We start from the raw sequence: 23597 nt of genomic DNA on the forward strand, positions 1-23597 counted from the left end.
CTGCCGCGCCCTCGCCTTCAGAACTCCACCTTCGCGCCGATGCGCAGCCCCCACAGCGAGAAGCGTGCCTGATTATCGACCGCCGGGTTGGAGAAGCCCGAATAGCGGTATTGCGCGCACGGATTGCCGCCGCCCGGCACGCAGGCCACGTTCACCACCTGCGTAAGATAGGGGAACGCCACCTGCCGCAGCGCGCCCCAATCCTTGTCGATCAGGTTCAGCACATTCTCGATGTCCGCGAACAGCTTGAAGCGCGCGCCGCGCACGAGCGGCACCGGCACCTCCTGATCGACATGGACGTCGATCTTGAACCAGTTGGGCGCCCGCTGGCTGTTCTTCGGCAGGATCGAGCCACGATATTTCTCGAGACCGTTCGCGGCGATGAAGGCGTCCAGCGCCGCCTTCGTGCCCGGCGCGTCGTAGGTCACGAGCGGGTCGTTGGTCTGCGGCACATAGAGCAGGTAGCGATTGGCATTGCCAGCGGTGCCGAACACCGAGCTGTGCCCGGCGAGCAGGGTCGGATCGTTCATCGTCAGGCTGTACGGAATGCCCGAGCGCAGTTCGCCGAACAGGCTGAAGCGCGTCTTGTAGTCGCCGAAAAAGGCCTTGTCGAAATCGACGTAGAATTTCCAGCTGTTGCGGATCTCGTAGATCGAGGTGCCATAGGCCGCAACATTGGGATCGACCATGGCGTTCTGGCCATAGGTGCCCGAGGCGGTGGTACCGTTCATCGCGCTGACATCGGTCACGTCCTGGAAGGTGAAGCTGCCGCCGACCGACAGGCCCCAGTCCCACGCCTTGTCGATGCGCGCGACTGCGACCAGCGAATGACCCTTGTCGACATTGGTCAGGAACAGATCGGTGTTGGCGCCAGCGGTTGTCGAGGCATAGCGCGGCCGCCCGTCGGGCGTCGTGCCGATCTGGCGAAGGCGCAGATCATAATAGATCGGCGCATTGTTGACGAAGCCGTAATAGACATCGCCACCGACATTCCAGCCGCCGCCGAGGAAGCGCGTGTCGGGGGCATAGTCCACCGACAGGCTGGTCTTCCAGGTCGACTGCAGCTTGAAGTCGGGATCCATCGCATTGACGTTCGCCAGCGCGAGCGATCCGGTGTTGTTGGCGAGATAGTCGGTGACAAGCGGGTTGAAAGTGCGCCCGTCGACATTGTTCAGCGCCGCATCGCAGATCGCCGCGGTCGGGAGGCTGCAGCTGCCGTCGAGATTGCGGTTGATCGTGATCGAATTGCCGAACACGCCCGCGACCGAGAAGCTGTTGCCCAGGAACACGTCGGGCGATCCCCCGCCGAACAGGCCGATGCCGCCACGCACCCGCAATTCGGGCGTCGGCGTCCAGGTGAAGGAGGCGCGGGGCTGCACGATCAGCTTGCCGCTGATCACGTGGGTGTTGGCGAAGCCGTAACGCTCGAGGAAGAAGCGGTTGAGCGGCGGCCCCTCATTCATGTCATAGGTGTCGGCGCGCACGCCGATCGTCGCACTGAAATCGGCGCTTGGGTCCCAGTTCGCCTGCGCGCCGAAAGTGTACTGGTCATATTTGAAGCTGGCGAGCACGTCGTTGAGGTCGCCGGTGATCGATCCGGCCAGGGTCAGCGTGCTGGCGCGGCGGTTCTGCAGGTCCGCGACGGAGTCGAAATAATAGGTGCCGAGCGCGTTCTGGGTGAAGGCGTTGGCGACGTCGAGATGGCTCCACGCGGCGGTCAGCTTGGCGGAGATATCGCCATATTCCCAGCGCACGGCGATGTCGGCGCCATATTGCTTGGTGCGCACGAAGTTGAAGTGGCGGAAGCGATCGGGCCCGAAGAACAGGCGCGACGCGGCCGGGCCGGCGGTGGTACTGCCCACGGAGCAGGCGATCGCATTGGTGTTGGGCAGGCCGTTCTGCTGCGTCGTCGACGAGGGATCGAGGCAGACCGAGAACTCGCTGAACGGAAACTCGCCGAACGGCACCGGCACCAGATCATATTTGCGATAATTGCCGCGGATCTCGGTATGGAAATTGTCCGACCAGTCCGAATTGAGCTGGCCGACGAAGGAATCCACGGTTTCCGGCCGCAGATAATTGTTCGAACTCAGCGTCAATGCGGGCGAACCGACATTGGTGGAGGAAAAGCCCGAGACCGCGCCGACCGTCCCCTCGTTGTGGATATAGGTCATCGACAGGCGGTGACCGTCCACCACGTTCCAGTCGATCTTGGCGGTATATTTCTCGTCGGTCTCCTTGGTGGAAGCGAAGACGCCGCCGGTGTCATAATCATAGACCGAATTGGCGATCGAACCGATATTGTCGATCTGCGCCTGGGTGAGGTTTGGCACGACATTGGCGAAACCGCCGACGCCGATCGAGGTCGGCTGCGATTCTTCCAGCCGCTCGTAGGAGAAGGCGAAGAACAGTTTGTCCTTGATGATCGGGCCCGAGAGGAAGGCGCCCCAGTTCTTGCTGTCGAAATCCAGCCGGACGCGGCCGGAGGGGTTGGTGAGGCCGGGCTTGGTGCGGCTGCCGGTCAGATTGTCGTCGGTATAGGTGAAGAAGGCGGAGCCGGTGAATGTGTTGCCGCCGGAGCGCAGCACGAGGTTGATCGCACCGCCCTGGAAGTCACCCTCGGTAATGTCATAGGGCGCGATCTTGACCGAAAGCTGCTCGATCGCGTCGAGCGGTACCGGGCCGCGCGCGGTCGGCAGGCCGCCGACATTGAGCCCGAAATTGTCCGAGAAGCGCAGGCCGTCGACCGAGAATTTGTTGAGACGCGCGTTCTGGCCGGCGATCATCACGCCGCGGCTCTGCCCCGGATCGATCGTCGCGAAGGGATCGCGGCGGACGATGTCGCGGATGTCGCGCGCGACCGAGGCGACTCCCTCGATCTTCTCGCGGTCGAGCACCGTCGACGGCCCCGGCGAGATCTCGGTCGCGCCGCTCGACGCGGCAGTGACGACGATGTCGCCGCCCGAATTGTCGAGCGCGATCGGCAGGCGCAGCGGCTGGCCGGCGACCAGCGAGATGTCGGTGACCTTGGTCTCGGCATAGCCATCGGCCACGACGGTGACGGTGAACGGTCCGCCGATGCGCAGGCCGGACGCGGCGAAGCCGCCGTCGCTCCCCGTCGTCACCTTCGAGGTCGTGCCGGATGGCACGTGGGTTATGCTGACGGCGGCACCGGCGACGGCCACGCCATCCGCGGTGACGACGCCGCGGATCGACGATGTCGTCTCCTGGGCATAAGCGGGCGCCGCAATCGCGGATGCCGTGGCGACGATGGCAGTGGTAAGAAGCAGATTGCGCATGAAAGACCCCCTTTGTTGCGCGTTTGCTATTTGCCCGGCCGGCTTTGCGACGTGCCGGGCAGCGTTCCCCTGTATCTGTCCCAATCCTTGTCGATCGCCTCGACCACCGGCATGCCGATGAGGAAGGCGGTGTCGAGCGACGCCTGCAGCGCCGACAGCCCGCTGGATTCGGCAACGAGGCTGTCGGCCGCGCCGATACCGGGCGGCGGCGCCGAGTAATTGCTGCCGGTGCGCAGCACGAGCAGGCGTTCGGGATCGACGCGGCCGAGACGCCCGGCCATCGCCAGCGCGCCGGCGACGCCGCTATCCTCCATCGCCGTCATCGCGAAGCGTTCGCCGCCATCGGTCCAGTAGGCGACCCATTTGTCGACATGGTCGTTGAGCAGCTTGCCGTGCCAGAAGGTCTGGCCGCTCGCCTCCGCCCCCTTCAGCACGAAAGGCGGCTTCTGCGCCGCAGGCTGGTGACGATAGGCACTGCGGATTTCGCGCAGCGCCGACGTATCCGGTATCTTGATGCCGCTGGTCAGCGCGAACGCCCAGTCGCGCAGCCCCTTGTTGAGCGGGAACAGATTGTAGCGCGCGTCGCCGCGCGGCGCTTCATAAGGCGTCTTGCGGTCGCGCGGAAACATGCCGGTCGTCCAGCCCGCCGGCGCCTCGCGCGGGTCGACCGCATAGCCATAATCGGTATCGACGACGTCGCCAATCCACGCCGCCGATCCCACCGAAGCCACCTCCGGATTGACCCCGGCGATCGCGGCGACCAGCCAATAGGCGTGGCTGAGATCGAACCGCGCGTCGAGTGCCAGCGCCATCGTCGATGCCGCGGCGCGATTGGTGCCGATACCGGTCGACAGCAGCAGCGCCTTGCGCGCCGGATCGTAGCGCAGATGGCGGAAACCCGCGGGAAACGGCAGCACCTCGGGCATCACCGCGGCCCAGGCCTGATATTCGCCCGCCCGATCGCCGACATCCTCGCCGATCTCGAACGCGGTGACGATGACGGTGCGGATCTCGATCGGCGCGACAGCGCGGCCGACCATGTCCGCAGACGCGTTCTGCGCCTGCGCCGGGAGCACCGGTCCGCACGCCAGCAACGCGCAGCCCATGGCACCAACCAAAAGCTTCAATACGGCCTCCGCCCTGTTGTGAGGCCTCTCCCAACCCCCTTGTCCCCCCGGAGGTTGACGCAGACGCTAACACAATGGAAACGGCCCGCAAGCCCCGCCATCGCTGCGCCATTCCGGGTTGCGCTCTCCTGCGCCATCCTCATTATGCTGCGGCGCATGACGCGATGACGCGGCGCAGCATGAAAGGGGAATGACGATGAAGACGATGCGCCGTGCCGCGCTGTGGCTGACGATGATCTGCGGGCTGGCCGCCGCCCCCGCCGATGCCGCGAGCGAAGCCTTGGACACGACGCCGCGCACCGCCATCATCTCCGCCTTTGCCCCCGAATGGGCGTCGCTGATCGGGCTGATCGAGCAGCCGGTGCAGCGCGACGTCAACGGCGTCGCGATCGTCACCGGCACGATGGCGGGCAAGCCGGTGCTGCTGATGGAAAGCGGGGTCTCGATGGTCAACGCCGCGATGAACGCGCAGATGCTGATCGATCGCTTCGCGGTCAGCCGCATCGTGTTTTCGGGCATCGCCGGTGGTGCGGACCCCGCGCTGGCGGTGGGCGATGTCGCGGTGCCTGCTTTATGGTCGCAGAATCTGGAAGTGGTGATGGCACGCGAGACCGCCAGCGGCTTCCTGCTGTCGCCGGGGGCAGAGGCGAGCGATCGCCCGCCCTTCGGCATGATGTTCCCGCGCGGCATTCGCCTGGGGAGCGATCCCACCCGCTACGAAGCCTTCGCCGCGGATCCCGAACTGGTCGCCATCGCCGCGCGCATCGCCCCCGCCGTCGCGCTGAAGCGCTGCGTCGCGGCGCCAGCCGCGCATTGCCTGCCCGGCACGCCGCGCATCGTCGTCGGCGGCACCGGCGTCAGCAGCCCCGCCTTCGTCGACAACGCCGCCTACCGCACCTATCTTCACAAAAACTATGATGCGCGGGTGATCGACATGGAGACCGCGGCAGTCGCGCAGGTCGCGCACGCCAACCGCATCCCGTTCATCGGCTTCCGCAGCCTCTCCGACCTCGCCGGCGGCGATGCCGGGCCCAACAGCATGACGATTTTCATGTCGCTCGCGGCGGAAAACAGCGCGTCGGTGGTGCGCACCTTCGTCGCCGCCTTGCCCGCCGAAGCGCAGCAAACACGGTGAAAAGGAACAAACGTCATCACCCGGAAAACGGTTCCCGTTCATCTGGGAGCAAAGTTTACACGCAGTGATTGCAATTTACGCATTCAGAATCGATCAGTGCGCATTTGCCACTGAGAGCGCTATCAGCCACATAGAGCAGGCCTTTCAGGCATCCTCTCCTATAAACTTTCAAGGCCGGCCCTTCGGGGCTGGCCCTTTTTTTGCTCAACGCACCTCCACTAGCACGCCGCCACCTGCGCGATAGGCGAAGACGGTGCGCCGGCCGGTGAACCGCGCGATGATGTCGGCGGCGGTCAGGCTGTGCTGGCTCGGCTTCACCGTCGTGAACGCGCCCTCCCCCGCCAGCGCGAACGGCAGCAGCAACTGATCCGCCAGATAGGGCCCTGCAAAGGCATCCGCGCGCAGATATCCTGCCATCCGCTGCGCCGCCGTCTTCGCAAGCGATTCCGCGGAAAGCCCGAGCTTGCCGAAGCCGGTGACGATCTCCGCGCCGTGTTCGAACCGCGCCTCGAGCATCAGCGCATTGCCCGGCCCCTGTTCCTCGGGCAGCTGGCGCACGCCGAACGCCGCCTCCGGCCAGTCGAGCAGCGGCCGCGCGGCCCGCAGCTCGCGCTCGGCGATGCCGTGCGGCAGACCCGCGAACAGGGCGGTGGCCGATACCGCAACCAGCGCGCCGCGATCGACGCACGCGACCGCGCGAAGCCGCGCGGGCACGATCTCCACCTCCACCACGCCACCCCCGCGCGGATAGAAGCCGTGGCGGACGAGCCGCACGCCGACGGTCGCGCCCATCCGCGCGAGCACCGGCAGGAAGCAGCGTTCGATGAAGTCGAACGGCGGTGCCGCCATGTTGTGCGTGCCGCCCTCCAGCACCAGCCGCGACGGCGCATCGGCCGCGAGCAGCGGCATCAGCACGGTCTGCAGCACCAGCCCGGTGCTCCCGGCGCTGCCCACCGCGAAGCGATAGTCGCCGCCGCGGATCGCACCCGGCCGGAACTCGATCGCGGTCGAACCGAGTTCGAGCCCGTCGCAGCTGGCGTTGCCGATCGTGCAGGCGGCGGTCACCGCCATCAGATGCTGCCGCATCAGCCCCGGCTTCTCGCGCTTGCCGCGGATGTTGGTGATCCGGAAGGGCTGGCCGGTGATCAGCGACAATGCACACGCATTGCGCAAAATCTGGCCACCGCCCTCGCCTTCGGATCCGTCGATGATGATCATGATATTTTCCCTGCCCTCGCCCCTGGGGGCGAGGGATACGAAGCCTTGGCGCGGCAGGCGCCTAGGCGCAGTTGGGAGCGGGGGAGCGCGCCTATGGCGCGCGCGGCGCAAAGCGCCGCTCTCCCCTCTCCCAGCTCCGACCAGGGCCCGCCAAGCGGCGGACCCAAGTCTGCGCAACCCTCTCCCCTCCCGGGGCGAGGAAGGTTAGGTGAAACGGGGCGGCATGCCCCCCGGCATGCCGCTTTTTCCCGTTTACCTCCACGGCCGCTTGCGCGACCGGTGAAACGGGGCGGCATGCCCCCGGCATGTCGCTTTTTCCCGTTTACCTCCACGGCCGCTTGCGCGACCGGTGAAACGGGGCGGCATGCCCCCGGCATGTCGCTTTTTCCCGTTTACCTCCACGGCCGCTTGCGCGACCGGTGAAACGGGGCGGCATGCCCCCGGCATGTCGCTTTTTCCCGTTTACCTCCACGGCCGCTTGCGCGACCGGTGAAACGGGGCGGCATGCCCCCGGCATGTCGCTTTTTCCCGTTTCACCCCTTCACGCACACCACCTGCTTGAGCGTGTGGACGATCTCCACGAGATCGGCCTGCGCCGCCATCACCGCCTCGATCGGCTTGTACGCCTTCGGCGTCTCGTCGATCACGCTGTCGTCCTTGCGGCACTCCACGCCTTCGGTGTCGGCGATATGCTCGGCGAGCGTCACCAGCTTCTTGGCCTGGGTGCGCGACATCACGCGCCCCGCGCCATGGCTGCAGCTGTCGAACGCCTCGGCATTGCCGAGCCCGCGCACGATGAACGACTTCGCGCCCATCGAACCCGGGATGATGCCCAGCACGCCCTTGGCCGCGCGCACCGCGCCCTTGCGGGTCACGAGCACATTCTCGCCGAAATGCTTTTCCCGCGTCACATAATTGTGATGGCAGTTGACCGCTTCCAGCTCGGCTTCGAACGGCTTCGCGATCCGGCTGCGCAGCGCCCGGATCACATTGGCCATCATCATCCGGCGGTTCACCGCCGCATAGTCCTGCGCCCAGCCGACCGCCTCGACATACTCGTCGAAATGATCGGTCCCTTCCGGGAAATAGGCGAGGTCCTGATCCGGCAGGTTGATGAACCATTTGCGCATGTCCTGCTTCGCCAGCTCGATGAAGTAGCTGCCGATCGCATTGCCCACGCCGCGCGAGCCCGAATGCAGCATCACCCACACGCGCTGGTCCTGGTCCAGGCACAGCTCGATGAAATGATTGCCGGTGCCGAGCGTCCCGAGATGCACGAGGTTGTTCGTGTTCTTCAGTCGCGGATGCTTCGCCACGATCTGGCCGAAGCGCGCCGCGAGCGTCGCCCACGCCTCAACCACCGCCGGCGGCGGATCGCCCCACGAGCCATGATCGCGCTTGCCGCGACCCACCGAGCGCCCGTGCGGCACCGCCTGTTCGATCGCCGAGCGGATGCCCTCCAGATTATCCGGCAGGTCGCTGGCGACCAGCGAGGTGCGCGCCGCCATCATGCCGCAGCCGATGTCGACGCCCACCGCCGCCGGAATCACCGCGCCCTTGGTCGGGATCACCGAACCCACGGTCGCGCCGATACCGACATGCACGTCCGGCATCGCCGCGACATGCCTGAACACGAACGGCATCGCCGCCGCGCGCGAAAGCTGCGCGCGCGCCTTGTCGTCGACGGGCACGCCGCGGGTCCACATCTTCACCGGCACGCCGCCCGCGGCGTGCTGCACGTCATACGTCTGGGTCATTACGACCTCCTTCATTGCGGTGCCGGCGACGAGGGTTCGGCGAGACGTTTCCCTGAGCTACCCGGTTGCCCGGGGGCGGAGTCGGACCGCCGACCTTCCGCCGTGGGGCGGACGCTCTGACCTGTAGTCCCGCCAGCATTCGCCGGCTGTGTTGTTGCGAAATCATGGCGACGAGGATTTCGACGGACGCCTACCCGCTCTATCCGCTGAGCTACGGGCCGATTGGCCGGCCCGGCGGGATTCGAACCCGCGACCTGGGGATACCGAGTCCATGTAGTCCGTCAGGCATTCGCCATGCCGTTCAAATCAAATCATCATGCGGGCGACGAGTTGGTCGTGAAACATCAAACTCATGCGTTTACCAATTCCGCCACAGGCACGAAGCCCGGCCGGACTCGAACCGGCAAGATCCTTACGGACCGTGAGTTCCCAATGTAGTTCCACAGGCATTCGCCCTCATGATCCCCCGCAGCCGGGAAAGGCCGTGGCGACGAGGTTGGGTGGAAAAACGGACCTTTCGGTCCATCGTCCAATTCGATGTAGTCCCACCCGCATTCGCCACGGCCTTCCGTTCAGTTCGTCAAACCTCCACTTGCTTGACCAGCTCGACCCAATCCCGCGTCTCGCCCGTGGCGAAGCGTGCGATCGTGTCGAACACCGCGTCGGAGAAGCCCCCGACGTTGAGGATGTCCACCCGGCCCGAGGCCTGCGTGGTGCCGTAAGGCTGGACGTCGACGCAGACGAGCCTGGCCTGGCGGTTGCGCCGCTTGAGCGCGTCCCACTCGGTCATCGTCGCCGTCGCGCCGGAGCGGCCCTTGCTCGCATCGACCCAGGACGCATTGTCCGAGACGATCACGACCAGGTCCACCGCCGCTGCTTCCGCGTTCAGCATCGCCAGCGGGGCCGACACCGTGGTGCCGCCGCCGCCGACTGCCGCCAGCCGCGCCGCGTTGACCGCGACCCGCGCATGCGGATCGAGATCGAGCGGCACCACCCGCGTTTCGAACGGCATCACCCGCGCCTGCCGGTTGGTGCGCAGCATCGCCGCCGCGACCAGCGCCGCGATATCGATGCAGCGAACCTTGGACGACGCGCCCTTGCGGTAGCCGGTCACCGGCGACTGCATCGAGCCCGAGACGTCCGGGCAGATCACGATGTTGCCCTCGACCCGCGGCACCGCCTTCAGTGCCTTTTCCAGCGCCGCCTCGAGCGCGCCCCGCACGCGCAGCGGCACCCGATCGTCGACCTGGCCCAGCGCCACCATCAACTGGTAGGGCAGCGGGCGAACCCGGGCGATCGCGTCCGCATCGGCAAGCCGCGCGGCGACGAGATCGACCGTTCCCTCCACGTCGAACGCGCCGTTGCGCGCCAGCGTGTTGAGGTTCATCCGCAGCGCCTGCCAGCCCATCGTGCCGGCAAGCTCGGACCACTGCTCCGCGGTCAGCGGAAAGGCGGTCAGCCATTCGAACGGCACCGGCGGCAACGGGCCCGAGGGATCCTGCTTCCAGGCCTCGAACGCCGCGATTTCCGCCGGCAGCGCGGCAACGTCATGGGGCTTGCCGATCAGCCAGCCATAGAAGGCACGTCGCGCCGCATCCGCGGGCTTGGGGTGAACCATGCGGACGATATCCGCGAGGCTCGGATCCTTGCCCGTCGCCGCCGCCATCAGGCTGCGCATCGACGCCTGCTCCAGCCACTGCTGGACCAGCCGCTTCGGCCGCGTGCCGAGCGACGCGCGCCCGACCTGCCCCGACCGCATGATCTGCACGAAGCTGCGCAGCATGCGGCCATTGTCGATGACGCGCGCGAACACGCGCACCGCGAGATCGGGCTCGGCGACCGTCAGCCACGCCGCGAGCAGCGCCGGCATATCCTTCATCGTCCCCGTCTTGCGGGCATAGACCGCCGCCTGCGCCGCGAAATACGGATCGACCGCCTTGGCCGCGGCCAGCACGTCGGCCAGCTGCGCGCCGGCGTCGCCATAGAAATTGTCGGCGAGGGTGCCGGTCGCGGCGAGCTGCGCGAGCTTCGCCTCCGGCTCATAGGCATAGGCCGGCGCGCCCTCATGATTGATGGCATTCGCACGCGGCAGGAACTTCGCCACCGCCGACGCGAAAAGAGACCTGTTCGCCATTCTGCCTTCCTCCTTGGGGCGGCCGGCGCATTCCGGCCGCCCTGTTCCGTTTCCGCTGCCGGCCACACGCCGACGCCAACATCATCGCAGGAGGCGTGCCAATTCGCCGACAAGCGCGCCGGATTTTCTTTAATACACTGATTTTAAACGGATAAATTTCTCCAGAGCAATGAACCAGTGGACCACGCCCGATCGGCAGACGACAAAATTCCTATCGATTCCGATAAGAGTTTATCCTAATCGATAAGCATGAAACCCGTCACCGTCATCGGATTCCTCGGCTCGACGCTCGATGCCGCCAAGTTCGGCCCCTCGCGCTGGAACCGCTGGCGACCGTCGGTGGGCATCGCCATGCACGAGGATCTGCGCGTCGATCGCTTCCTCCTGCTCCACGGCGCGCAGCATCGCCGCCTCGCCGATCAGGTGGCGGAGGATGTGCGCGCCGTCTCGCCCGAAACGACGGTGGAGCTCCGCCAGCTCGACTTCGCCGACGCGTGGGATTTCGAGGAGGTCTACGGCAAGCTGCTCGACTTCGCGCGCGCCGAGCCCTTCGATCCGGAGGCCGAGGACTATCTGATCCACATCACCACCGGCACGCACGTCGCGCAGATCTGCCTCTTCCTGCTGACCGAGGCGCGCTACCTGCCCGGCCGGCTGCTGCAGACCCAGCCCAATCGCGGCGGCGGCGGCGGCAGCAGCCCGGCGGGCCGCTGGACGGCGATCGACCTCGACCTTTCGCGCTATGACAGCATCGCCACGCGCTTCGCGATGGCCTCCGCGGAAAGCCAGTCCTTCCTCAAGTCGGGGATCGACACGCGCAACGCCGGCTTCAACCGGATGATCGACGAGATCGAGCAGGTGGCGCTGCGCTCGCGCGCGCCGGTGCTGCTGATGGGGCCGACGGGCGCGGGCAAGAGCCAGCTCGCGCGCCGGATCTACGAACTCAAGCGGCTGAAGCACCAGGTCGCCGGGCCGTTCGTCGAGGTCAATTGCGCGACCTTGAAGGGCGACGGTGCGATGTCCGCGCTGTTCGGCCACCGCAAGGGCGCCTTCACCGGCGCGGTCGCCGACCGCCCCGGCCTGCTGCGCGCCGCCGACACCGGCATGTTGTTCCTCGACGAGATCGGCGAACTTGGGCTGGACGAGCAGGCGATGATCCTGCGCGCGATCGAGGACAAGCGCTTCCTGCCGGTCGGCGCCGACAAGGAGGCCGCGTCCGACTTCCAGCTCATCGCCGGTACCAACCGCGATCTCGGCCAGGCGGTGGCGGCCGGCGGCTTCCGCGACGATCTCTACGCGCGGCTCAACCTGTGGACCTTCAGCCTCCCCGGCCTCGCCGAGCGGCGCGAGGATATCGAACCCAATCTCGATTATGAACTCGATCGCTTCGCCGAGCGCGAGGGCAATCGCGTGTCGTTCAACAAGGAGGCGCGCACCCGCTACCTCGCCTTCGCGACCAGCGGCGAGGCGCGCTGGCCGGGCAATTTTCGCGACCTGATGGCCAGCGTGACGCGCATGGCGACCCTGTCCCCCGGCGGACGGATCGATGTCGACTGCGTGGATCTGGAGATCGGCCGGCTGCGTCGGCTGTGGTCGGCGGAAAGCGGCGACGACGGCCTCGCTACGCTGCTGCCGCCCGCGGCGCTCGCCGACATCGACCCGTTCGATCGCGTCCAGCTCGCTTATGTCATCGCGGCCTGCCGCCGGTCACGCTCGCTGTCCGAAGCCGGCCGCACCCTGTTCAGCGCTTCGCTCGCCCGGCGCAGTTCCGCCAACGACGCGGATCGGCTGCGCAAATATCTGGCGCGGTTCGCGCTGAGCTGGGCGGATGTCGCGCAGTGAAACAGGCCGGTTGAAGAGGGGCGGATCGGAAAGGTCGGGGCCGCCCCGCCATCATCCCCCTCCGCACGTCACTCCATAGCCCGAAACCTCGGGCATCGCCGCATCCCCCACCGTCGTGACCGACAATCTTCCCGCCGCCCCGCGATAGGCGAAGCCGCAATAGCCGAAGCCTGTGCCGGAACAGTCCTCCGCCTCGATCACGCCGTGGCGGATGAGGTCCGCAGCGCGCGGGTCGGTCGGCACCATGTCGGCGCGCACCGGCGTCCAGCCCGCCCTGCCCAGCGCCGCGCGCGCCTTGTCGATCGGCATGCCATAGATATTGGGCACCGCACCCTTCCCCCGGCACACCCTTTCCTCGGGCGCCGGCGCGGTCACCGTCGCCCCGCCGTTCGCGCCCACCGCGAGGTCGGCGACCGGCTGCGAAAGGAAGTCGCCGTTCCAGATGCGCAGGGCGCCGCCCTCGACGGGCTCGGCATGGCCGACGGCCGCCGTGTTGCCGTCGGCGCCGTGGACGATCGCACGCAGCGTCGTGCCTTCGAACAGCGCGATATTGCCCGCGTCCAGCAGGCAGGATCCGCTGGTGCCCTGTTCCACCCGGCCGACGAAGCTGACCGCCTGGTAACGGCCGATCGACTGTTCGGCGGTGACCTTCCAGCCCTTGTTCGCGACCATCCGGCCGGCGGCGCTGCGCGGCGCCTGCAACAGATGGCTGCAATCGCCCTCGCCCGCATCCGCCGGCGCCCGCGGCAGCACCGCCAGCGGCGCGATGCGCACGGCGGCGACGCTGGAGGTGAAGGCCGCCGCCGCGCCGCCGCCACCCTGCACCGCATTGCCGCCACCCGCGGTACGATTGCCCTGCGCCGCGACGCCGCCGGCAACGGTGCCGCCCAGCAGCAGCAAGGCGATGGCGGATAGACTTGGCTTCAACATACAAACGCTCCTCGAACGACCCGTGTTGGCGCCCCCATGTCATTGATTCCCCGTTGGAAACGTGATCGGGATCACGATCCGGCGGCGATCGCGACGAGTTGAGCGCGCGCCCCACCCCCGCCGATTTGCTCCGATCCGGAGGAGATCGCGCTGGTGCCCCCGGGCGACCCGGAACATCTCAGGAACGCAATTCAGGAGGCAAGGATGACGGGTTTGGAAAAAGGCGGAGCGTTCGCGCTGGCATGTGCCCTGATAGTTTCGATCGCCGGCTGCGCCGCGGCACCCGCAAGGCCGGCCGGCGCGCCCTTCCCGCCGGATGTCGAGTCGGATGCCGAGCGTCTCGTCAAGGACACGCCGGCGCTTGTCGCCCCGCCGCTTTGGCCGGATGAGGCCGCAGCCGGTTACAGGCGCCGCATCCGCCTGCTGCTGCTCGGCACCATCGGGCCGGAGCGGCTCTCGATCGAGTTCGCGGAACGGACATCGGGCCGGATCGAGGGGCATGTCGTCCGCGCCCGTCGATCGAGAGGGAAAGGCAGGATGCCATGGCGCATCATCATCGATGAACGGTTCGAGGTCAGCCGGCGGGAAATGGCGCAACTGGACGCGTTGATCGCAAAATCGAACCTGTGGGAATTCCACCCCGAGTTCTGGACCAGCGAGGATATCTGCGTGGACGGCGAGATCATGGTCCTCGAACGGCGCACGCCCGCGGCATACAGCTATTCCGAGGGCAACACCTATTGCACGACGCCCGACAAGGTGAATGCCGTGTGGCTCAAGATGATCGAGATCGCCGGCGGGGATCGCCTGCTGGGCCGGTAGCAGGCCGGCGCGAGGCCGAGATGCGACAGCCAGAGCGACGCCGCCATCGCGTTGATGAAAGGGCATCGACCTGCGGCGGGGCGTTGCGCATGATGGCGCGATGCATCGACGGGAGGGCAGCGGCATGACCATCAAGGCGATCGAGGGCGCGGCCATCCTGGCGGCCCTCGCTTTCACCCCCGCGGCCACGCCGCTGGCGGCGCAGGCGCAGACCAATGCCGTCGCCCATCGTTGGGAGAGCTATGCCAACGCCCGCTATGGCTATGCGATCTGCTACCCCGCCGACCTGCTGGTCCCCGAGCCGGAGGCCGACAATGGCGACGGCCGCGCGTTCCAGGGCAAGGACGGCGCCAGCCTGCGCGTCTTCGGCCATTACAACGCCGCCGAACAGACGATGGCCGAGGCGATGGCCGGCGACGCCTTGGGCCTCGCCCATGACGGCGCCGTGATCAGTTACCGCGCCAGCCGGCCCGGCTGGTATGTGCTGTCGGGCAGGATCGGCGACACCATCGTCTACCGCCGCACCATCGCCGCCGGCGACCGCCGCATGACCTTCGTGCTGCGCTACCCCGCCAGCCAGGCGGCGCTGTGGAACCCGATCACCGCCCGCCTCGGCCGCTGCTTCGCGGCGGGATAAAGCGGTGAGCCTTATACAAGACCCGTCCGCCCTGAGGAGCGGCTGAGCCCCTCGTCTTCGCTCGGGATAAACTTGCCCTACGGGCAAGTCGAAGACGCGTATCGAAGGGTCAAGCTCGGAGCAGGTCCTTCGATACGGGCCCCTTCGACGCCGCCTGCGGCGTCGCTCAGGACAGGCTTCCCCAGGCTCAGTCCCTGCTCAGGACGAACGGTTCGGACCAATCGCTCGCTGCTCCAGCCCTCACGCGCGCAACCTCCTCCGATACGGAGCGGATTGCGATGGTGTCGTTCGATGCCGACCGGCAAATGCCTGTGCAGGTTGAGAATATCGGGCAGAGGACGAAGCGTGGCACGGGTGATCAAGCGTTTTGCAGGCGGACACCACAAGCCGCGCCGCATCCGGAGGGAATTGGCCGCGATCCTGCTGCCGCTGTGGCTCGCCGGCTGCGCAACGCTGTCCCCGCCCCTGCTGGGCGGCCGCGCATCGCGCGATTACGAACGGACACTGTCCGACTTCGGTGAACCCATGATTTGGCGGAAGGCCGACGGCAAAGGCTTCAAGCGCAGACTACGCTTCATCATCATGCCCCAGCTTCTGAAGATCAGGCTCTCCATCCGCATCGAAGAGCCGATCAGGGGCAAGCCCTATGGCGAACTCGTCGTGCTCCGCCGGATGGGAGAAAGCCACTTCTACTGGTCGCTCGACGAGCGCCGCCGGTTCCGGATCAGCCCCGACGATCTCGAGGAACTGAACGACCTGATGGTCGCGTCCGAACTCTGGACCTACGAACGGCAGACATGGCGCGATCCTGCGGATGAGGATGACTATATGTGCATCCACGGCGTGGACCTTCTCTTCGAACGCCGCCTCGACGACACATACTATACGGCAAGCGGCAACGGCTCCTGCGAAGTCCCTGGCGAAGTCCGCGCCGTGCTCTACAAGGCCATGGAGATGGCGGGCGGGCCGGCGTTTCATTTCTAGAGGCTGTTATGGACTTATGAGTCCGAAAGGATTCGAAGGCTTAGATGGAGATTGTCCGCAAGCCCTATCCGTCTGATGTTTGCGATGAAGAATGGTCGCTGGTCGTACCGTATCTAACGCTCCAGCGTGAGAACGCGGGGCAGCGCGAACACAGCCTGCGCGAAGTGTTCAACGGCCTGCGCTATATCGTGAAGACAGGAGCGCTGTGGCGCTGGATGCCGAACGACCTGCCGCCCTGGGCGGCGGTGTATCAACAGACGCAACGCTGGCTGGCGGTGGGCTGTTTCGAGGCGCTGATGGATGATCTGCGTGCCGTCCTGCGCCTAGCTGCGGGACGAGTTGCCGAACCCAGCGCCGCGATCATCGACAGCCGGACGCTGCGCTCCACGCCCGAGAGCGGCGAGCGGGCCGGCTATGATGGAGGCAAGCGCAAGAAGGGGTCGAAACTCCACATGGCGGTCGACACGCTGGGGCATCTGCTCGCGCTGCATGTGACGCCGGCCAGCGCAGAGGACCGCGGCGAGATCGAACGGCTCGCGCGCACCGTGCAGGCCGTCACCGGCGACAACGTCGATATCGCCTATGTGGATCAGGGCTATACCGGCGTGCGCGCTGCCAATGCCGCGGCCGCCCACGGCATCACGCTGGAAGTCATCAAGCTGCCCGAGGCAAAACGGGGCTTCGTTCTTCTGCCGCGCCGCTGGGCGGAGCCTGCCAAGAAGGTTCCGACGATGCAAAGCATCGTTGGGAGGCAGGCGGAGGGCGTCGAGCGATCATTCGCCTGGGCAACCCGTTTCCGCCGCCTCGTGAAAGACTATGAACGATACGCGCACACCTTCGCGGGACTGCACGTCGTCGCTTTCGCATGCATCATGATGAAGCAAGCCGCTGTCATCTCCGCTGGTTCATAACAGCCTCTAGGCAAACGGCTGGCCGCATAGCCTGGCCGGCTTCCGATTTTTTAGCCATAAGAGGCGCGAAGGCTGGCGCGACACGGTGTTACAACCGCTCGGTTGTGACACCCTCGACTGATGCGAAGTCCGCGAGTATCAAGCAAGCCGTGTATCCCGGTTACCACGCTTGATCGCCGCAAGCGGCTTGCAGGAGCATCCGCTTTTGCGACACTCTTCATCGGTCGTTTGTTGCCCGGATTGCGCAGAGACGTTGTTCTGAAGAGGTAGTGAAATGCGCCTAACCTATCGCCTGAAGAACTTCAAAGCATTCAAAGATACGGGCGCTATGAATATAGCACCAATTACAGTCTTATGTGGAGCGAATAGTAGCGGCAAGAGCTCAGTATTAAAGTCTCTGTTGCTAATCAAGCAATCTTCTGTGGAACGTCGTTCCGGACTAGCCAAAGAGGTTCAGTCGCCTCCGCTCCTTCTCAATGGCGAATGGACAAGACTCGGATCATATTCCGATATGGTTCACCTAAAAAATCGGAAGTCGAGTGTTGAGTTTAACTGGAGCGCCGTTGGAGATATTAGAGAAATAGACAAAGAGCTTGGCCCACGATTTAGACGGACCGGAGGGTATCGTGGTGACCGTGAAATCAGAGTACATATCTCTTCGACATTTGCGTCCGACTCAGCGTTAAGTGAGGAGTTGGCGACTTACCTAGCCTCTACTCAGATGACGATTGGTGAGTTAGCGATCGGATTATCAGGCAGCAATTCCCAATCAATGAGATCAGGCATTTATCGGATTCGGATAAATGACGTATCAAAACTATTAAACAGATATGAAAGTAGCTTTAAGCGCTACACAATTTATGAGAATGTTGAGCTGGGGAAGCTACTCGTAAAATCAAGCCATTCAATAGAAACTGGCAACGTGCGAGTACGGCTAGCAGGACCATTTGTTTTAGACCTAGAACCAGTCTTTGACGGCTCTTGGGAGCCGTTCCTAGCTCGACTACTCTCAATCGCTTTATCAGACAGGACGGGGAAGCGGGGCCCTGTGCCAAGCTGGTTTATCGATCTACAAGCGGCAGTTAAGGATTTCGGCGCTGCGCGTGATGATGACAATCTCAAGTCGAAGGCGGCACTATCTGCACGCGTAAATAAGGTTCTTAGCCTAGCTCGATACCTTCTTTTGGATGTTCAAGCGGCATTTCTCCTTGGAAGGATTAGCGTATCTCCACTTTGGAGACAAATTCGGTATCTCGGTCCATTGCGCCATCAGCCGCAGCGATATTATCAATTTGATGATACCGGCGGCATTGACATTGGGGTCAGCGGAGAGTTTACTGTACAAGTCTTGGCTCTAGAAGCTGACAATGTGGTATCCTCTAATCCGATAGCCTCTAACGCCGATGGCGAAGTGACCTTATTAAACCGTCAAGATTTTAGTTTAATAGACCTTACTAATTATTGGTTGGACCTGATGGGTTTGCCATCTGTTACGCCGGCAACGCTTCGCCAATCTCTGTACGAGATGAAAGTCGGCAAGCTTGAGGTGGCGCTTCCAGACGTGGGGTTTGGGGTAAGTCAAGTTTTGCCTATAATAGTTGAGGCGCTTCGCGCCATGCCGGGTGAAACCGTTATTCTCGAGCAGCCCGAGATACACCTTCATCCGCGCGTACAGGCTGTCCTGGCGGACTTTCTAATAGCGCGTTCCAATGATGGCATCAGATTTATAGTAGAGACTCACAGCGACCATTTGGTAAAGCGCCTCGCAAGGCGGATTGCAGAAGGGTCTATTTCCAAAATATCAGAGAGGATTGCTGTATTCTTTGTGGCAGGTGGCGCGGAGGAAGGCTCCGCACCTTCACAGATATTGATTAACGAGTACGGCGAGATCCAGAACTGGCCGCCGGGCTTCTTTGACCAAAACGAGGATCTGTACTGGACAGCAGCCAGCCTCAGGCGAAGGCGCAGTCTTAAGAAAAAGCTGCGGGAGGTAGCGCCAGAGTGAGACCGTATTTGGACCCCAGCTTCTTCCTATTTTCGGACGCTGAATGGGTGAACATGAGCTTTGTCGACCGCTTCGCGGACGTTGTCGATTTTATGCTGAGGGTTCGTGAGAGAGAAAGTCAAATAAGCCTTATTGGCCATTCTCTGAGACTACATATGAGTGAAGATATTCTTGAACATATTCACACATCAAATCCTAGCTTAAATAAACCACCGCGCCCCCATTATTTTAATCAGTATAAAAGTATTGTACTACCTGAACTCATGAGACGGGCAACAATCTGTTCTGACGAATCGTGCCCGCCAATTGATACTTCTGTAGCTCAAGCAATCCCAACCGACGATCAATCCTTGACAGACCTATTGTTTGCCGATCATCTCAACATGTGCCTTTCCTGTTCAAAAAATGATAGCAAGTGTGTGCTGCGAGGCGCGCGGTGTTCTATAGCAAACGATAACCATGTATTCGAATTCTCGGCTTACCTGAATGACGCGAGTATAGACGCGTTAATTGACCCCATAGAAGTTCTTCCCGTGGGTGACGAGGACAACCGACTGGCGAGGCTTGAGCAGGCTATTGCCTCCTTCGTTGCAGTTAGTGGGTTATCAGATGCTCAATGGCGAGGCAGAACAATCGCGAAGGTTGAGATTGGCGACGAGTTCTGGGCCACTTACCGTCAGGCGCAGTTCCACCTGAATCGGGTGTATGCGAAGCGTCTATGCAGCGTGCTCTCCCAAGTGGCAACTGGCTTAAACATTGACACAAATGCGCATGGGATGACCCCGGAGAAATTCACTCACGGCGGCAAAGCGATTGGAAAGTGGAACGCCTACATCTTTAAAATGGGACCCAGCGCGCAAGACCAGAGATGCTCCAGACTATATTATGGCTTTAGCGGCGGATCGCTCGTTCTGTACCGATACGAGCCCGATGCTCACTAGGCCGTAGACTCATAAGTGCGAAGCCACAGTCGCATTGAAGCGAGCTGGACCATGGCAAGGAAGTTGGCGGCGAGCTTGTCGTAGCGGGTGGCAACGCGGCGGAAGTGCTTCAGCTTGGAGAAGAACCGCTCGATCAGGTTGCGCTCGCGATAGAGCCGCTTGCTGAAGCAGGGTTTCCACTTCCGGTTGGATTTCGCCGGGATGTTCGGCGTGGCTCCTTGCTCTTCGATCAGTGCACGGATGCGGTCAGCGTCATAGGCCTTGTCGGCCAGCAGTATCGTATGCGGCCCAAGATGGTCGAGCAGCCTGTCCGCCACCTGCCCGTCATGCGTCTGTCCCGCCGTCAGGCCGAGCCGGATCGGGAGCCCTTGTGCGTCAACGACCGCGTGGATTTTGGTGGTGAGGCCGCCTCGGGAGCGACCGAGACAATGATCTCGATCCCCCCTTTTGCCGTCGCGGCTTGCTGGTGGGCGCGAACGGAGGTGCTGTCGATCATCTGTATGTCGCCATCGTGCGCGGCGGCGATGGCATCCATCATCCGATCCCATACTCCGGCCTTCCGCCATCGCACGAAGCGGTTGTAACAGGTGGTGCGCGGGCCATAGCGCTCGGGCAGGTCACGCCATGGAGCGCCGGAGCGCAGCACCCAGAAGATACCGTTCAACACCCGGCGATCATCGACGCGCGGCACACCTCGCGGCTTGTTGGGCAACAGCGGCTCGATCACGCGCCACTCGAAGTCAGTCAGGTCATATCGGCTCATGCTGGCGCTGAATCACATTGCGCAGCCCACTGAAAGCGGTTTTGCTAAACGACAAATTGGGGGTGCATGTGTCGGAAAATCACTTTGACATCGTATTGGAAGAGCTGACGGACCGAGCTGTTGGCAGACTGCTCAAGACTGACACCTATGATGCCCCGGCATTTGACGCCTTGGAGGACCATATCTGGCAAAAGGCTGAGGAGCTTCAGAGCGAGCCAGCAATCTCGAAGCAGCTCCTCCTCACCATTCGATCGGCTATCGGCGCCATACGAAGCCGGGCAGAGTATCTCCCGGCCGTTCGAGAACAGCTTCACCGCGCGAACGACTTCGATGTACTGCTTGATCGGCTGATCGCGGGGGAACGGCGCGCCGACAGAATGCCAGGCATCCCTCGCATCATCTGACCGCCTTTATGGGTTCACGGCCTAACATGGAGTCACCCTCGCTTGGCCCTTCGACTGCGATCTGAGCAAACCTCGGTCTGAGGGCAATCTAATAGGCAGCGTGGCCAAAGGTTCGCATAGCCATTTTCAGTTTATTAAAACCGCTTTTCACAGCAATTAAGAGTCTTGGTGTCATAGCTGGTAGGTTATGGCACCCCATACCGATCAGCGATTTTCAGCGAGTTTACGGGTTTCAGAAACTCATATCAGGACGTAGGCTTCTGAGATCAGTGACCAAGTGCTTCAATGACCTAAAGCAGTAGCGCTGTTGCCGACGTTATCCTGCCGCTGGCCGCAGGTATCAACGAAAGCGGCCGGTCAGTACGCAGCCGGCGGACGACTAAACCTGATTCGGAAGCAGCCGTCCTCTCGTTGACGAACCACGATATGCCCGCGTCCCGAGAAGTTTACGACAGGATGCCATCTGCGATGGAACGCGTGGATTCGCTCTCAAGATCCGGGATAGCTTCTGCCCCCTACAACGGCAACCCCACATAATTCTCCGCAATTGCCGTCTGCATCGCCTCCGAACTCGCGACATAGTCCAGCTCAGCGGTCTGCATGCGATGCTCGAACGCGCCGTCCTCGGGGAAGCGGTGCATCAGTTTGGTCAGGAACCAACTGAACCGTTCCGCCTTCCAGATCCGCGCCAGCGCTTTCGCCTGATACTGCTCCAGCCCGCGATCATCGCCGCGCGCATAATGCGCGATCAGTGCGTCGGAGAGATAGGCAACGTCGGATGCGGCGAGGTTCAGGCCCTTGGCGCCGGTCGGCGGCACGATGTGCGCGGAGTCGCCCGCCAGAAACAGGCGGCCGTGGCGCATCGTCTCGAACACATAGGAACGCAGCGGCGCGATCGACATTTCCAGCGCGGGGCCGCGGGTCACGCCATTGTCGCTGATCGGGTCGAAGCGCGCGGCCAGTTCGTCCCACAGCCGGTCCTCGCTCCAGTCCTCGACGCGGTCGGTCAGCGGCACCTGGATATAATAGCGACTGCGCGTCGCCGAGCGCATCGAGGCGAGCGCGAAGCCGCGATCGGTGTTGGCGTAGATCAGTTCGGGGTGGCAGGGCGGCACGTCCGCCAATATGCCGAGCCAGCCGAACGGATATTCGCGCTCATATTCGCGCACCGCATGCGCGGGGATCGCCTTGCGCGAGGGGCCGTGGAAGCCGTCGCAGCCGGCGATGAAGTCGGCCTCGATCCGGTGGGTCTCGCCATCCTTGCTGTAGGTCAGCGACGGGGCGGCGCCGTCGACATCGTGGAGCGCGACATCCTTCGCCTCGAACACGATCGGCAGGCCGCGGTCGGGGGCGGCGTCCATCAGGTCGCGGGTCACCTCGGTCTGGCCATAGACGGTGACATGCTTGCCGGTCAGCGCGGCGATGTCGATGCGAACGATATGGTTGGTGCTGGCGAGGTTGAAGCCGCCCTCGATCAGCCCTTCCGCCTTCAACCGCGCGTCCACCCCCAGCCGCGTCATCAGGTCGGTGGTGATCGTCTCCAGCACGCCCGCGCGGATCCGGCCCAACACATAGTCCCGCGACTGGCGCTCGACGACGACGCAGTCGATCCCCTCCGCGCGCAGCAGATGGCCGAGCAGCAGGCCGGACGGCCCAGCCCCGACGATCGCGACCTTGGTCTTCATGATATCCCCTCAATAGGTCTTGCGGCCCCCGGCGCCTGCCGGGGCCGGTGCGTCAGCGCGCGGCTTCGAGCTGCTTTTCCAGCGCGTCGAGCACGCGGTAGCAGGGCATCACCTGCGCCACGCTCGAATTGGGTTCGCGGCCCTCGCGGATCGCGGCGATGAATTCGCGGTCCTGCAGCTCGATGCCGTTGTTGGAGACCGCAACGCCGCTGAGGTCGATCGGCTCTTCCTTGCCGGTCACCAGATCGTCGTAGCGCGCGATCCAAGTGCCGGTGTCGCCGATGTAGCGGAAGAAGGTGCCCAGCGGCCCATCATTGTTGAACGACAGCGAGAGCGTGCAGATCGCGCCGCTTTCCGCCTTGAGCTGGATCGACATGTCCATCGCGATGCCGAGTTCGGGGTGGTGCGGCCCCTCGATCGCATTGGCCTGCACGATCGGTCCCGCCTGATAGGCGAACAGATCCACCGTGTGCGCGGCATGGTGCCACAGCAGGTGATCGGTCCATGAGCGCGGCTCGCCCTTGGCGTTGATGTTCTTGCGGCGGAAGAAATAGGTCTGGACGTCCATCTGCTGGATGTTCAGCTCACCCGCGACGATCTTGTTATGAACATATTGGTGCGACGGGTTGAACCGCCGGGTATGGCCGACCATCGCGACGAGGCCGGTCTCCTGGCTCTTCTTCAGCACCGCCTCGCCATCGGCCAGGCTGTCGCACAGCGGGATTTCCACCTGCACATGCTTGCCCGCCTCAAGGCACTGCAGCGCCTGCGCGGCGTGGAGCTGGGTGGGCGTGCACAGGATCACCGCGTCCAGCCCGGGCTGGTCCAGCGCCTCGGCCAATTCGGTGGTGGCATGGCCGATGCCATATTTGGCGGCGACCGCCTGGGTCGGCTCCAGATTGCGGCCGACGACCGAGATCACTTCGACGCCGTCGATCTTCTTCAGGCCGTCGAGATGCTTTTCTCCGAAGGCGCCGGCGCCGGCGAGTGCGATTTTCACGGG

Annotated in this window: 18 protein-coding genes; 9 read left to right on the plus strand and 9 right to left on the minus strand. The window is 63.9% G+C overall.

Annotation, left to right across the window (positions count from 1 at the left end):
- Nucleotides 1-17: 17 nt before the first annotated feature.
- The gene (locus tag NX02_RS16670) at nt 18-3299 is read right to left on the minus strand and encodes a TonB-dependent receptor (protein WP_025293342.1); all 3282 of its coding nucleotides are present in this window, start codon (nt 3297-3299) and stop codon (nt 18-20) included.
- Nucleotides 3300-3325: 26 nt separating this feature from the next.
- The gene (locus tag NX02_RS16675) at nt 3326-4426 is read right to left on the minus strand and encodes a purine-nucleoside phosphorylase (protein ID WP_158014049.1); all 1101 of its coding nucleotides are present in this window, start codon (nt 4424-4426) and stop codon (nt 3326-3328) included.
- 196 nt (nt 4427-4622) lie between these two features.
- On the opposite strand from NX02_RS16675, the gene NX02_RS16680 reads away from it, so the two are divergent.
- Nucleotides 4623-5561: a 5'-methylthioadenosine/S-adenosylhomocysteine nucleosidase gene (locus NX02_RS16680; protein ID WP_425424009.1), complete on the plus strand. Its 939-nt coding sequence runs from the start codon at nt 4623-4625 to the stop codon at nt 5559-5561.
- Nucleotides 5562-5765: 204 nt separating this feature from the next.
- Here the strand turns inward: NX02_RS16680 and rtcA are convergent, their stop codons facing one another.
- The 3 genes from rtcA to NX02_RS16695 all read right to left on the minus strand — a co-directional run bounded on the left by rtcA (nt 5766) and on the right by NX02_RS16695 (nt 10670).
- Complete coding sequence (rtcA, locus tag NX02_RS16685; protein ID WP_025293345.1) at nt 5766-6779, minus strand: RNA 3'-terminal phosphate cyclase; 1014 nt, start codon at nt 6777-6779, stop codon at nt 5766-5768.
- 533 nt (nt 6780-7312) lie between these two features.
- Nucleotides 7313-8536: an RtcB family protein gene (locus tag NX02_RS16690; RefSeq protein ID WP_025293346.1), complete on the minus strand. Its 1224-nt coding sequence runs from the start codon at nt 8534-8536 to the stop codon at nt 7313-7315.
- Between the two features lie 580 nt (nt 8537-9116).
- A complete protein-coding gene (locus tag NX02_RS16695) occupies nt 9117-10670 on the minus strand; it encodes a vWA domain-containing protein (protein WP_025293347.1) in 1554 nt (517 codons plus the stop codon).
- A 249-nt stretch (nt 10671-10919) separates the two neighbouring features.
- Here NX02_RS16695 and rtcR point away from each other — a divergent pair, with 249 nt between their 5' ends.
- On the plus strand, nt 10920-12512 hold the full coding sequence (rtcR, locus tag NX02_RS16700) for an RNA repair transcriptional activator RtcR (protein WP_025293348.1): 1593 nt from the start codon (nt 10920-10922) through the stop codon (nt 12510-12512).
- A 51-nt stretch (nt 12513-12563) separates the two neighbouring features.
- Here rtcR and NX02_RS16705 read toward each other — a convergent pair whose 3' ends face one another.
- A complete protein-coding gene (locus NX02_RS16705) occupies nt 12564-13442 on the minus strand; it encodes a PASTA domain-containing protein (protein ID WP_047099804.1) in 879 nt (292 codons plus the stop codon).
- Nucleotides 13443-13646: 204 nt separating this feature from the next.
- On the opposite strand from NX02_RS16705, the gene NX02_RS16710 reads away from it, so the two are divergent.
- The 6 genes from NX02_RS16710 (at nt 13647) to NX02_RS32535 (ending at nt 19742) form a co-directional block, all read left to right on the plus strand.
- A complete protein-coding gene (locus NX02_RS16710; protein ID WP_047099805.1) occupies nt 13647-14264 on the plus strand; it encodes a hypothetical protein in 618 nt (205 codons plus the stop codon).
- 124 nt (nt 14265-14388) lie between these two features.
- Nucleotides 14389-14901 carry a hypothetical protein gene (locus tag NX02_RS30785; protein WP_158014050.1) on the plus strand — a complete coding sequence of 171 codons (513 nt, stop codon included), beginning with the start codon at nt 14389-14391 and terminating at the stop codon, nt 14899-14901.
- A 345-nt stretch (nt 14902-15246) separates the two neighbouring features.
- Nucleotides 15247-15885 (plus strand): hypothetical protein, encoded by a 639-nt coding sequence (locus NX02_RS16720; protein ID WP_158014051.1) that lies wholly within the window; start codon nt 15247-15249, stop codon nt 15883-15885.
- A 44-nt stretch (nt 15886-15929) separates the two neighbouring features.
- Nucleotides 15930-16796 carry an IS5 family transposase gene (locus tag NX02_RS16725; RefSeq protein WP_025293353.1) on the plus strand — a complete coding sequence of 289 codons (867 nt, stop codon included), beginning with the start codon at nt 15930-15932 and terminating at the stop codon, nt 16794-16796.
- Nucleotides 16797-17070: 274 nt separating this feature from the next.
- Nucleotides 17071-18801: a DUF3696 domain-containing protein gene (locus tag NX02_RS31645; protein ID WP_039996649.1), complete on the plus strand. Its 1731-nt coding sequence runs from the start codon at nt 17071-17073 to the stop codon at nt 18799-18801.
- 53 nt (nt 18802-18854) lie between these two features.
- Nucleotides 18855-19742 (plus strand): hypothetical protein, encoded by an 888-nt coding sequence (locus NX02_RS32535; RefSeq protein ID WP_158014052.1) that lies wholly within the window; start codon nt 18855-18857, stop codon nt 19740-19742.
- Here the strand turns inward: NX02_RS32535 and NX02_RS31650 are convergent.
- Nucleotides 19739-20505, minus strand: a protein-coding gene (locus NX02_RS31650; RefSeq protein ID WP_158014053.1) for an IS5 family transposase whose coding sequence is annotated in 2 segments (ribosomal slippage) — nt 19739-20187 and nt 20187-20505 — 768 coding nt in all. Because the reading frame shifts where the segments join, the coding sequence is not laid out codon by codon here. The two genes, NX02_RS32535 and NX02_RS31650, sit on opposite strands and share 4 nt — an antisense overlap.
- Nucleotides 20506-20522: 17 nt before the next feature.
- Between NX02_RS31650 and NX02_RS16745 the strand changes: the two genes are divergently transcribed.
- Entirely contained in the window at nt 20523-20909 is a 387-nt protein-coding gene (locus tag NX02_RS16745; RefSeq protein ID WP_158014054.1) for a hypothetical protein, read from the plus strand.
- Nucleotides 20910-21424: 515 nt separating this feature from the next.
- Here NX02_RS16745 and pobA read toward each other — a convergent pair.
- Both pobA and NX02_RS16755 read right to left on the minus strand, forming a co-directional pair.
- Nucleotides 21425-22594, minus strand: a complete 1170-nt coding sequence (pobA, locus tag NX02_RS16750; RefSeq protein ID WP_025293358.1) for a 4-hydroxybenzoate 3-monooxygenase — start codon at nt 22592-22594, stop codon at nt 21425-21427.
- A 52-nt stretch (nt 22595-22646) separates the two neighbouring features.
- On the minus strand, nt 22647-23594 hold the full coding sequence (locus NX02_RS16755; RefSeq protein ID WP_025293359.1) for a Gfo/Idh/MocA family oxidoreductase: 948 nt from the start codon (nt 23592-23594) through the stop codon (nt 22647-22649).
- Nucleotides 23595-23597 lie beyond the last annotated feature (3 nt).

The organism is Sphingomonas sanxanigenens DSM 19645 = NX02 (assembly GCF_000512205.2).
Taxonomy (GTDB): Bacteria; Pseudomonadota; Alphaproteobacteria; order Sphingomonadales; family Sphingomonadaceae; genus Sphingomonas_D; species Sphingomonas_D sanxanigenens.

Coding starts and splice junctions, on each gene's coding strand:
- NX02_RS30785 (WP_158014050.1), top strand. CDS start 14,389: ATGACCATCAAGGCGATCGAGGGCGCGGCCATCCTGGCGGCCCTCGCT.
- rtcA (WP_025293345.1), bottom strand. CDS start 6,779: ATGATCATCATCGACGGATCCGAAGGCGAGGGCGGTGGCCAGATTTTG.
- NX02_RS31645 (WP_039996649.1), top strand. CDS start 17,071: ATGCGCCTAACCTATCGCCTGAAGAACTTCAAAGCATTCAAAGATACG.
- NX02_RS16695 (WP_025293347.1), bottom strand. CDS start 10,670: ATGGCGAACAGGTCTCTTTTCGCGTCGGCGGTGGCGAAGTTCCTGCCG.
- NX02_RS16670 (WP_025293342.1), bottom strand. CDS start 3,299: ATGCGCAATCTGCTTCTTACCACTGCCATCGTCGCCACGGCATCCGCG.
- NX02_RS16725 (WP_025293353.1), top strand. CDS start 15,930: ATGGAGATTGTCCGCAAGCCCTATCCGTCTGATGTTTGCGATGAAGAA.
- NX02_RS32535 (WP_158014052.1), top strand. CDS start 18,855: ATGAGCTTTGTCGACCGCTTCGCGGACGTTGTCGATTTTATGCTGAGG.
- NX02_RS16690 (WP_025293346.1), bottom strand. CDS start 8,536: ATGACCCAGACGTATGACGTGCAGCACGCCGCGGGCGGCGTGCCGGTG.
- NX02_RS16680 (WP_425424009.1), top strand. CDS start 4,623: ATGAAGACGATGCGCCGTGCCGCGCTGTGGCTGACGATGATCTGCGGG.
- NX02_RS16710 (WP_047099805.1), top strand. CDS start 13,647: ATGACGGGTTTGGAAAAAGGCGGAGCGTTCGCGCTGGCATGTGCCCTG.
- pobA (WP_025293358.1), bottom strand. CDS start 22,594: ATGAAGACCAAGGTCGCGATCGTCGGGGCTGGGCCGTCCGGCCTGCTG.
- NX02_RS16705 (WP_047099804.1), bottom strand. CDS start 13,442: ATGTTGAAGCCAAGTCTATCCGCCATCGCCTTGCTGCTGCTGGGCGGC.
- rtcR (WP_025293348.1), top strand. CDS start 10,920: ATGAAACCCGTCACCGTCATCGGATTCCTCGGCTCGACGCTCGATGCC.